General features: G+C 53.7%; 6 protein-coding genes, 2 tRNA genes and 3 rRNA genes. All 11 read left to right on the top strand.

Features of this window, described 5'->3' with window-relative positions:
- Positions 1-41 precede the first annotated feature (41 nt).
- Complete coding sequence (gene pepQ, locus ECL_RS24640; RefSeq protein ID WP_013099229.1) at positions 42-1,373, top strand: Xaa-Pro dipeptidase; 1,332 nt, start codon at positions 42-44, stop codon at positions 1,371-1,373.
- Complete coding sequence (locus ECL_RS24635) at positions 1,373-1,987, top strand: IMPACT family protein (protein WP_013099228.1); 615 nt, start codon at positions 1,373-1,375, stop codon at positions 1,985-1,987. The genes pepQ and ECL_RS24635 overlap by 1 nt, the downstream gene beginning before the upstream one ends.
- Before the next feature lie 40 nt (positions 1,988-2,027).
- Entirely contained in the window at positions 2,028-3,479 is a 1,452-nt protein-coding gene (gene trkH / locus ECL_RS24630) for a Trk system potassium transporter TrkH (protein WP_013099227.1), read from the top strand.
- 10 nt (positions 3,480-3,489) lie between these two features.
- Complete coding sequence (hemG, locus tag ECL_RS24625) at positions 3,490-4,035, top strand: menaquinone-dependent protoporphyrinogen IX dehydrogenase (protein WP_013099226.1); 546 nt, start codon at positions 3,490-3,492, stop codon at positions 4,033-4,035.
- Positions 4,036-4,390: 355 nt separating this feature from the next.
- Positions 4,391-5,930, top strand: a 16S ribosomal RNA gene (locus ECL_RS24620).
- A 69-nt stretch (positions 5,931-5,999) separates the two neighbouring features.
- A tRNA-Ile gene (locus tag ECL_RS24615) sits at positions 6,000-6,076 on the top strand.
- 36 nt (positions 6,077-6,112) lie between these two features.
- Positions 6,113-6,188: transfer RNA gene (locus ECL_RS24610), tRNA-Ala, on the top strand.
- A 172-nt stretch (positions 6,189-6,360) separates the two neighbouring features.
- Positions 6,361-9,265, top strand: a 23S ribosomal RNA gene (locus ECL_RS24605).
- A 64-nt stretch (positions 9,266-9,329) separates the two neighbouring features.
- Positions 9,330-9,445: ribosomal RNA gene (gene rrf / locus ECL_RS24600) — 5S ribosomal RNA — on the top strand.
- The 16S, 23S and 5S rRNA genes sit together here with 2 tRNA genes alongside, the layout of an rRNA operon.
- Positions 9,446-9,571: 126 nt before the next feature.
- Complete coding sequence (murB, locus tag ECL_RS24595) at positions 9,572-10,600, top strand: UDP-N-acetylmuramate dehydrogenase (protein ID WP_013099225.1); 1,029 nt, start codon at positions 9,572-9,574, stop codon at positions 10,598-10,600.
- Positions 10,597-11,559: a bifunctional biotin--[acetyl-CoA-carboxylase] ligase/biotin operon repressor BirA gene (gene birA / locus ECL_RS24590; RefSeq protein WP_013099224.1), complete on the top strand. Its 963-nt coding sequence runs from the start codon at positions 10,597-10,599 to the stop codon at positions 11,557-11,559. The genes murB and birA overlap by 4 nt, the downstream gene beginning before the upstream one ends.
- Positions 11,560-11,642: the final 83 nt, after the last annotated feature.

Raw genomic sequence — 11,642 nt, 5'->3', positions numbered from 1 at the left:
AGATGCGAGGACTTGAGGTCAAAAAAACGAAAGGAAGAATGATGGACTCACTGGCTTCGCTTTATAAAAATCATATCGTTACCCTACAGGAACGTACCCGTGATGTACTTGCCCGCTTTAAGCTGGATGCGCTGTTAATCCACTCGGGCGAGCTGATGAATACCTTCCTGGATGACCATGCGTATCCGTTTAAGGTTAACCCGCAGTTTAAAGCCTGGGTGCCGGTAACACAGGTGCCAAATTGCTGGTTGCTGGTGGATGGCGTGAACAAGCCGAAACTGTGGTTCTATCTGCCTGTGGATTACTGGCACAACGTTGAGCCGCTGCCGACCAGCTTCTGGACAGAAGAAGTGGACGTCATGGCTTTACCAAAAGCCGACGGTATTGGCAGCCAGTTGCCTGCCGCGCGTGGCAATATTGCCTACATTGGCCCGGTCCCGGAGCGTGCGCTGGGTCTGGATATCCCGGCGGACAAACTCAACCCGAAAGGAGTGCTGGATTTCCTGCACTATTACCGCGCGTATAAAACCGACTACGAACTTTACTGCATGCGTGAAGCGCAAAAAACGGCGGTGAATGGTCACCGTGCAGCGCATGAAGCCTTCCAGTCCGGTATGAGCGAGTTCGATATCAATCAGGCGTACCTCACCGCGACCGGTCACCGTGACACCGATGTGCCTTACAGCAACATCGTCGCTCTGAATGAGCATGCCTCTGTGCTGCATTACACCAAACTGGATCACCATGTGCCGTCTGAGATGCGCAGCTTCCTGCTGGACGCAGGCGCAGAGTACAACGGCTACGCGGCTGACTTGACCCGTACCTGGGCGGCCAATGCGGATACCGATTTTGCGCATCTGATTAAAGACGTTAACGATGAGCAACTGGCGCTTATCAGCACCATGAAAGCCGGAACCAGCTATGTGGATTACCATATCCAGTTCCATCAGCGCATCGCTAAACTGCTGCGTAAACACCAGATCGTGAAAGACATGAGCGAAGAGGCGATGGTCGAAAACGATCTGACCGGACCCTTTATGCCGCACGGTATAGGCCACCCGCTGGGTCTGCAGGTTCATGATGTTGCGGGCTTTATGCAGGATGATACCGGCACGCACCTCGCCGCGCCGTCTAAATATCCTTACCTGCGCTGCACGCGTATCCTTGAGCCGCGCATGGTGCTGACCATCGAGCCGGGGATCTACTTTATCGAATCGCTGTTAGCGCCATGGCGCGAAGGTCAGTTCAGCAAGCACTTCAACTGGGAAAAAATTGACGCGCTGAAACCGTTTGGCGGTATTCGTATCGAAGATAACGTCGTGATTCATGAGAACGGTATCGAGAATATGACGCGAGACCTGAAGCTGGCCTGATGGAAAGCTGGCTGATACCGGCTGAGCCGGTCACCTTTGTTGAAGAAATCAAGAAAAGCCGCTTTATTACGCTGCTGGCACACACCGATGGCGTAGAGGCGGCAAAGGCGTTTGTTGAGTCTGTCCGCGCTGCGCATCCCGACGCCCGTCACCACTGCGTGGCGTGGGTCGCCGGGCCGCCAGACGATTCGCAGCAGCTGGGTTTTTCTGATGACGGTGAACCGGCGGGTACTGCCGGCAAACCTATGCTTTCCCAGCTCATGGGCAGTGGCGTGGGTGAAATCACCGCCGTGGTTGTTCGCTACTACGGCGGCATTCTATTAGGTACCGGTGGGCTGGTGAAAGCGTATGGCGGGGGCGTACAGCAGGCGCTTAATATGTTGGTCACCACCCGCAAAACGCCACTCACCGAATATACTTTGTTGTGCGACTACGCCCAGCTATCGGGTGTCGAAGCGCTGCTTAAACAGTTTAACGGTGTGATTGCACACAGTGATTACCAGGCAATGGTGCAATTGCGCGTGGCGCTTCCTCAGGCTGAACAGGCTGCTTTTTCGGCAAAACTGGCGGATTTTAGTCGCGGTTCGTTGCAATTGCTGCCGATTGAAGAATAATCCCCACCTCACTTTTTGAATACCAAAGGAAGCGGCAGAGATGCATTTTCGTGCCATAACCCGAATCGTTGGACTGCTGGTCATACTTTTTTCCGGGACAATGATTCTCCCAGGACTGGTGGCGCTTATCTACCGGGACGGCGCGGGGCGGGCATTTACCCAGACCTTCTTTGTTGCGCTGGCGATTGGCTCGCTGCTGTGGTGGCCAAACCGTCGTCAGAAAGGTGAGCTGAAATCACGTGAAGGGTTTCTGATTGTGGTGCTGTTCTGGACGGTGCTGGGAAGCGTCGGTTCGCTGCCCTTTATCTTCTCTGAACAGCCCAATCTGAGCATCACGGATGCCTTTTTTGAATCCTTCTCCGGCTTAACGACTACCGGCGCGACTACGCTGGTTGGGCTGGATTCATTACCCCACGCCATTCTCTTTTATCGCCAGATGCTGCAATGGTTCGGTGGTATGGGGATCATTGTTCTGGCGGTTGCCATCCTTCCTATCCTGGGCGTCGGGGGCATGCAGTTGTACAGGGCAGAAATGCCGGGGCCACTGAAAGATAACAAGATGCGCCCGCGTATTGCCGAGACGGCGAAGACCCTGTGGCTGATTTATGTTTTACTGACCGTTGCCTGTGCGCTGGCGCTGTGGTTTGCCGGTATGCCCGCGTTCGATGCCATCGGGCACAGCTTCGCGACAATCGCCATCGGCGGGTTCTCTACCCACGATGCCAGCGTGGGCTACTTTGATAGTCCAACGATCAACACCATTATTGCTATTTTCCTGCTGATCTCCGGCTGTAACTACGGTCTACACTTCTCATTACTCAGCGGACGTAGCCTGAAGGTGTACTGGCGCGACCCGGAGTTCCGTATGTTTATTGGCGTCCAGCTCACGCTGGTGGTCATCTGTACGCTGGTGCTCTGGTTCCATGATGTCTATAACTCGGCGTTGACCACGCTAAACCAGGCGTTCTTCCAGGTGGTGTCGATGGCGACAACCGCAGGTTTTACCACGGACAGCATTGCGCGCTGGCCGCTGTTCCTGCCTGTGCTGCTGCTGTGCTCGGCATTTATTGGTGGTTGCGCAGGGTCGACGGGCGGTGGCCTGAAGGTGATTCGTATTCTGCTGCTCTTCAAGCAGGGGAACCGTGAATTAAAACGCCTGGTTCACCCGAATGCAGTCTATAGCATCAAGCTGGGCAACCGTGCCCTGCCGGAACGTATTCTCGAAGCGGTGTGGGGATTCTTCTCGGCGTATGCCCTGGTCTTTATCGTCAGTATGCTGGCAATCATCGCGACGGGGGTGGATGATTTCTCTGCCTTTGCGTCCGTTGTGGCAACACTTAATAACCTCGGGCCTGGCCTGGGGGTCGTGGCGGATAACTTTGCCAGTATGAACCCGGTCGCGAAATGGATCCTAATCGCCAATATGCTGTTTGGGCGTCTTGAGGTCTTTACGCTGCTGGTGCTGTTCACCCCAACATTCTGGCGCGAGTAAGGAGTCGTCGGTGAAAACACTTATTCTATTCTCTACGCGAGACGGGCAAACGCGTGAGATTGCCTCTTATCTGGCTTCTGAACTACAAGAGCTGGGCATTTACTCTGATGTGGTGAACCTGAACCGTACGGAGCAAATCGCCTGGCAGGATTACGACCGCGTGGTGATTGGGGCGTCTATCCGTTACGGGCATTTCCATCCTGCGCTGGATCGCTTTGTGAAAAAGCATACGGCAGCGCTCAATAAGCTGCCCGGGGCGTTCTACTCGGTCAATCTGGTGGCCCGCAAACCTGAAAAACGTACACCGCAGACCAACAGCTACACGCGCAAGTTTTTGCTGAATTCGCCGTGGCAGCCAGACCTGTGTGCCGTCTTTGCAGGGGCGCTGCGTTATCCCCGCTATCGCTGGTATGACCGCTTTATGATTCGGCTGATTATGAAAATGACCGGCGGTGAAACCGATACGCGTAAAGAAGTGGTTTATACCGACTGGACGCAGGTGAGCAGTTTTGCCCGGGAAATCGCGCATTTATCACCCGAATCGCGGCGTATTTAAGCGTGGAGTTTGAAAAGTGAGCGAACGAAAAGTTTTTTGTATTTTGTGCTTGTCACTTCAGAATAACTCCCTATAATGCGCCTCCACTGACACGGAACAACGGCACACACGCCGCCGGGTCAGCAGAGAAAAGCAAATTAAACACTTGACTCTGAAGCGGGAAGGCGTAATATGCACACCCCGCGCCGCAGCGAAAACGAAGCGGCACTGCTCTTTAACAATTTATCAGACAATCTGTGTGGGCACTCAAAGTGACATGGATTCTTAACGTCGCAAGACGAAAAATGAATACCAAGTCTCAACGAGTGAACACGTAATTCATTACGAAGTTTAATTCATTGAGCATCAAACTTTTAAATTGAAGAGTTTGATCATGGCTCAGATTGAACGCTGGCGGCAGGCCTAACACATGCAAGTCGAACGGTAGCACAGAGAGCTTGCTCTCGGGTGACGAGTGGCGGACGGGTGAGTAATGTCTGGGAAACTGCCTGATGGAGGGGGATAACTACTGGAAACGGTAGCTAATACCGCATAATGTCGCAAGACCAAAGAGGGGGACCTTCGGGCCTCTTGCCATCAGATGTGCCCAGATGGGATTAGCTAGTAGGTGGGGTAACGGCTCACCTAGGCGACGATCCCTAGCTGGTCTGAGAGGATGACCAGCCACACTGGAACTGAGACACGGTCCAGACTCCTACGGGAGGCAGCAGTGGGGAATATTGCACAATGGGCGCAAGCCTGATGCAGCCATGCCGCGTGTATGAAGAAGGCCTTCGGGTTGTAAAGTACTTTCAGCGGGGAGGAAGGTGTTGTGGTTAATAACCGCAGCAATTGACGTTACCCGCAGAAGAAGCACCGGCTAACTCCGTGCCAGCAGCCGCGGTAATACGGAGGGTGCAAGCGTTAATCGGAATTACTGGGCGTAAAGCGCACGCAGGCGGTCTGTCAAGTCGGATGTGAAATCCCCGGGCTCAACCTGGGAACTGCATTCGAAACTGGCAGGCTGGAGTCTTGTAGAGGGGGGTAGAATTCCAGGTGTAGCGGTGAAATGCGTAGAGATCTGGAGGAATACCGGTGGCGAAGGCGGCCCCCTGGACAAAGACTGACGCTCAGGTGCGAAAGCGTGGGGAGCAAACAGGATTAGATACCCTGGTAGTCCACGCCGTAAACGATGTCGATTTGGAGGTTGTGCCCTTGAGGCGTGGCTTCCGGAGCTAACGCGTTAAATCGACCGCCTGGGGAGTACGGCCGCAAGGTTAAAACTCAAATGAATTGACGGGGGCCCGCACAAGCGGTGGAGCATGTGGTTTAATTCGATGCAACGCGAAGAACCTTACCTGGTCTTGACATCCACAGAACTTTCCAGAGATGGATTGGTGCCTTCGGGAACTGTGAGACAGGTGCTGCATGGCTGTCGTCAGCTCGTGTTGTGAAATGTTGGGTTAAGTCCCGCAACGAGCGCACCCCTTATCCTTTGTTGCCAGCGGTCCGGCCGGGAACTCAAAGGAGACTGCCAGTGATAAACTGGAGGAAGGTGGGGATGACGTCAAGTCATCATGGCCCTTACGACCAGGGCTACACACGTGCTACAATGGCGCATACAAAGAGAAGCGACCTCGCGAGAGCAAGCGGACCTCATAAAGTGCGTCGTAGTCCGGATTGGAGTCTGCAACTCGACTCCATGAAGTCGGAATCGCTAGTAATCGTAGATCAGAATGCTACGGTGAATACGTTCCCGGGCCTTGTACACACCGCCCGTCACACCATGGGAGTGGGTTGCAAAAGAAGTAGGTAGCTTAACCTTCGGGAGGGCGCTTACCACTTTGTGATTCATGACTGGGGTGAAGTCGTAACAAGGTAACCGTAGGGGAACCTGCGGTTGGATCACCTCCTTACCTTAAAGAACCTGCCTTTGTAGTGCTCACACAGATTGTCTGATGAAAAACAGCAGTAAAAACCTCTACAGGCTTGTAGCTCAGGTGGTTAGAGCGCACCCCTGATAAGGGTGAGGTCGGTGGTTCAAGTCCACTCAGGCCTACCAAATTTGCACAGCAAATTTGAAGAGGTTGCAAACGATGGGGCTATAGCTCAGCTGGGAGAGCGCCTGCTTTGCACGCAGGAGGTCTGCGGTTCGATCCCGCATAGCTCCACCATCTTTTATTGCGAACACAAGAAAACTTCAGAGTGAACCTGAAAAGGTGCACTGCGAAGTTTTGCTCTTTAAAAATCTGGATCAAGCTGAAAATTGAAACGACACATCTTTAATGGTGTGTTCGAGTCTCTCAAATTTTCGCAATCATGAAGTGAAACATCTTCGGGTTGTGAGGTTAAGCGACTAAGCGTACACGGTGGATGCCCTGGCAGTCAGAGGCGATGAAGGACGTGCTAATCTGCGAAAAGCGCCGGCGAGGTGATATGAACCCTTGACCCGGCGATGTCCGAATGGGGAAACCCAGTGCAATCCGTTGCACTATCGTTAACTGAATACATAGGTTAACGAGGCGAACCGGGGGAACTGAAACATCTAAGTACCCCGAGGAAAAGAAATCAACCGAGATTCCCCCAGTAGCGGCGAGCGAACGGGGAGCAGCCCAGAGTCTGAATCAGCTTGTGTGTTAGTGGAAGCGTCTGGAAAGTCGCACGGTACAGGGTGAAAGTCCCGTACACGAAAACACACAGGCTGTGAACTCGAAGAGTAGGGCGGGACACGTGGTATCCTGTCTGAATATGGGGGGACCATCCTCCAAGGCTAAATACTCCTGACTGACCGATAGTGAACCAGTACCGTGAGGGAAAGGCGAAAAGAACCCCGGCGAGGGGAGTGAAAAAGAACCTGAAACCGTGTACGTACAAGCAGTGGGAGCACCTTCGTGGTGTGACTGCGTACCTTTTGTATAATGGGTCAGCGACTTATATTCTGTAGCAAGGTTAACCGTATAGGGGAGCCGAAGGGAAACCGAGTCTTAACTGGGCGTTAAGTTGCAGGGTATAGACCCGAAACCCGGTGATCTAGCCATGGGCAGGTTGAAGGTTGGGTAACACTAACTGGAGGACCGAACCGACTAATGTTGAAAAATTAGCGGATGACCTGTGGCTGGGGGTGAAAGGCCAATCAAACCGGGAGATAGCTGGTTCTCCCCGAAAGCTATTTAGGTAGCGCCTCGTGAACTCATCTTCGGGGGTAGAGCACTGTTTCGGCTAGGGGGCCATCCCGGCTTACCAACCCGATGCAAACTACGAATACCGAAGAATGTTATCACGGGAGACACACGGCGGGTGCTAACGTCCGTCGTGAAGAGGGAAACAACCCAGACCGCCAGCTAAGGTCCCAAAGTCATGGTTAAGTGGGAAACGATGTGGGAAGGCCCAGACAGCCAGGATGTTGGCTTAGAAGCAGCCATCATTTAAAGAAAGCGTAATAGCTCACTGGTCGAGTCGGCCTGCGCGGAAGATGTAACGGGGCTAAACCATGCACCGAAGCTGCGGCAGCGACGCTTATGCGTTGTTGGGTAGGGGAGCGTTCTGTAAGCCGTTGAAGGTGGCCTGTGAGGGTTGCTGGAGGTATCAGAAGTGCGAATGCTGACATAAGTAACGATAAAGCGGGTGAAAAGCCCGCTCGCCGGAAGACCAAGGGTTCCTGTCCAACGTTAATCGGGGCAGGGTGAGTCGACCCCTAAGGCGAGGCCGAAAGGCGTAGTCGATGGGAAACAGGTTAATATTCCTGTACTTGGTGTTACTGCGAAGGGGGGACGGAGAAGGCTATGTTAGCCGGGCGACGGTTGTCCCGGTTTAAGCATGTAGGCGGAGGTTCCAGGTAAATCCGGTACCTTTTAACGCTGAGGTGTGATGACGAGGCACTACGGTGCTGAAGTAACAAATGCCCTGCTTCCAGGAAAAGCCTCTAAGCATCAGGTAACACGAAATCGTACCCCAAACCGACACAGGTGGTCAGGTAGAGAATACCAAGGCGCTTGAGAGAACTCGGGTGAAGGAACTAGGCAAAATGGTGCCGTAACTTCGGGAGAAGGCACGCTGATATGTAGGTGAAGCCCCTGCGGGTGGAGCTGAAATCAGTCGAAGATACCAGCTGGCTGCAACTGTTTATTAAAAACACAGCACTGTGCAAACACGAAAGTGGACGTATACGGTGTGACGCCTGCCCGGTGCCGGAAGGTTAATTGATGGGGTTAGCGGTAACGCGAAGCTCTTGATCGAAGCCCCGGTAAACGGCGGCCGTAACTATAACGGTCCTAAGGTAGCGAAATTCCTTGTCGGGTAAGTTCCGACCTGCACGAATGGCGTAATGATGGCCAGGCTGTCTCCACCCGAGACTCAGTGAAATTGAACTCGCTGTGAAGATGCAGTGTACCCGCGGCAAGACGGAAAGACCCCGTGAACCTTTACTATAGCTTGACACTGAACACTGGTCCTTGATGTGTAGGATAGGTGGGAGGCTTTGAAGCGTGGACGCCAGTCTGCGTGGAGCCATCCTTGAAATACCACCCTTTAATGGCTGGTGTTCTAACGTAGACCCGTAATCCGGGTTGCGGACAGTGTCTGGTGGGTAGTTTGACTGGGGCGGTCTCCTCCCAAAGAGTAACGGAGGAGCACGAAGGTTAGCTAATCCTGGTCGGACATCAGGAGGTTAGTGCAATGGCATAAGCTAGCTTGACTGCGAGAGTGACGGCTCGAGCAGGTGCGAAAGCAGGTCATAGTGATCCGGTGGTTCTGAATGGAAGGGCCATCGCTCAACGGATAAAAGGTACTCCGGGGATAACAGGCTGATACCGCCCAAGAGTTCATATCGACGGCGGTGTTTGGCACCTCGATGTCGGCTCATCACATCCTGGGGCTGAAGTAGGTCCCAAGGGTATGGCTGTTCGCCATTTAAAGTGGTACGCGAGCTGGGTTTAGAACGTCGTGAGACAGTTCGGTCCCTATCTGCCGTGGGCGCTGGAGAATTGAGGGGGGCTGCTCCTAGTACGAGAGGACCGGAGTGGACGCATCACTGGTGTTCGGGTTGTCATGCCAATGGCACTGCCCGGTAGCTAAATGCGGAAGAGATAAGTGCTGAAAGCATCTAAGCACGAAACTTGCCCCGAGATGAGTTCTCCCTGAGACTTAAAGTCTCCTGAAGGAACGTTGAAGACGACGACGTTGATAGGTCGGGTGTGTAAGCGCAGCGATGCGTTGAGCTAACCGATACTAATGAACCGTGAGGCTTAACCTTACAACGCCGAAGATGTTTTGGCGAAGAGACAGATTTTCAGCCTGATACAGATTAACAGAATTTGCCTGGCGGCTTTAGCGCGGCGGTCCCACCTGACCCCATGCCGAACTCAGAAGTGAAACGCCGTAGCGCCGATGGTAGTGTGGGGTCTCCCCATGTGAGAGTAGGGAACTGCCAGGCATCAAATAAGTGAAGAGGCCATCCGAAAGGATGGCCTTTTTGCGTTTCTGCGTTGCACAAACTAATCCCCCACAACGTACTGCTTATACGGTAAACTACCTGCGTTTTTGCATCAGGATAGCGCCTATGAACCACTCCCTTAAGCCCTGGAATACCTTTGGTATTCAACGGAATGCTAATCACATTGTACGCGCCGATACGGCCCAGCAACTGCTGGATGCATGGCAACGCGCAACAGAAAACAACGAACCCGTACTGATTCTGGGCGAAGGCAGCAATGTCCTGTTTCTCGATGATTTTGCCGGGACGGTCATTATTAACCGCATCATGGGAATTGAGGTCGAAGAGTGCGCCGATAGCTGGCGTTTGCGCGTAGGTGCCGGCGAAAACTGGCATCAACTGGTGCAATATACCCTCGAAAAAGGGATGCCGGGACTGGAAAACCTGGCTCTCATCCCGGGCTGTGCGGGATCATCGCCCATTCAAAATATCGGTGCGTATGGCATCGAACTCAAACACGTGTGCGACTATGTCGACTGCATTGAGCTGGCGACCGGTACGGCTCAGCGTTTAACGGCAGAGCAGTGCCGTTTTGGCTACCGTGACAGCATCTTCAAACATGAATATCAGGATCGCTACGTCATTGTCGCTGTGGGCCTGCGTCTGTCCAAAACCTGGCAGCCGGTGCTGACCTATGGTGATTTAACGCGCCTCGATCCGGCAACCGTCTCCCCTCGCGATGTGTTTGACTCGGTTTGCCATATGCGCATGACCAAACTGCCCGATCCCAAAATAAACGGAAATGCCGGCAGTTTCTTCAAAAACCCGGTCATAAGCAGCGAAAACGCGAAAGCATTGCTGGCTAAATGGCCTACTGCCCCGCATTACCCGCAGGCGGATGGCAGCGTGAAGCTGGCCGCAGGGTGGCTTATCGATCAGTGCCAGTTAAAAGGTACTACCGTGGGCGGCGCAGCGGTTCACCGCCAGCAGGCTCTGGTGCTGATTAATCAACACGATGCGACCAGCGACGACGTGGTGCAACTGGCGCACCATGTGCGTCAGCAAGTGGGTGAGAAATTTAACGTCTGGCTGGAGCCGGAAGTCCGCTTCATTGGTCGTACGGGTGAAGTGAATGCTGTGGAGACTATCGCGTGAAGGACAATACCATCCCGTTAACCCTGATTGGCATCCTGGCCGACGGTGAGTTTCATTCTGGCGAGCAATTAGGCGAGCAGCTGGGCATGAGCCGTGCTGCCATTAATAAACATATTCAGACCCTCCGCGACTGGGGGGTTGATGTCTTCACCGTGCCCGGAAAAGGCTACAGCCTGCCGGAGCCCATTCAGCTCCTGAACGAAGAACTCATCCGCAGCCAGATAGGGCAGGGTAACGTGGCCGTATTGCCGGTCATCGATTCGACAAACCAGTACCTGCTGGAGCGGATAGGCGAGCTGGAATCAGGGGATGCCTGCGTTGCAGAGTACCAGCAGGCCGGGCGCGGCCGTCGCGGGCGTAAATGGTTCTCACCGTTTGGCGCAAACCTCTATCTTTCCATGTACTGGCGCCTTGAGCAGGGGCCTGCCGCCGCAGTGGGTCTGAGTCTGGTGATTGGTATCGTTATGGCGGAAGTTCTGCACGAGCTTGGCGCGGATAAAGTACGGGTAAAATGGCCAAACGACCTTTACCTGAACGATCGTAAGCTTGCCGGCATCCTGGTCGAACTGACGGGAAAAACTGGCGATGCGGCGCAAATTGTCATTGGTGCCGGTCTCAATATGGTAATGAGAAATGTGCAAAGCGATGTGGTGAATCAGGCGTGGACCAACCTGCAGGAAGCGGGGATCACCATCGATCGCAACACGCTTGCCGTGCGTATGATTAAAGAGCTGCGTACCTCCCTGTCTCTCTTTGAACAGGAAGGGCTGGCATCGTTCCTGTCTCGTTGGGAAAAACTCGATAACTTTATCAACCGACCGGTGAAACTGCTGATTGGTGATAAGGAGATCTACGGTATCTCTCGCGGCATTGATGCACAGGGTGCCCTGCTCCTGGAGCAGGATGGCGTCATCAAGCCCTGGGTGGGCGGTGAGATCTCCCTGCGCAGCGCTGAATAAATGAGTATGCGCCCTACAGGATATTCCGCGAGCCTGAAAATGCTCGTCTGGCTCGCGGAACAATCATTCCCTCTCCCCGAGGG

This window comes from Enterobacter cloacae subsp. cloacae ATCC 13047, assembly GCF_000025565.1.
Taxonomy (GTDB): domain Bacteria; phylum Pseudomonadota; class Gammaproteobacteria; order Enterobacterales; family Enterobacteriaceae; genus Enterobacter; species Enterobacter cloacae.
The sequence above is the reverse complement of the archived record's forward strand: the minus strand, read 5'-3'. Positions and strand labels throughout refer to the sequence as shown.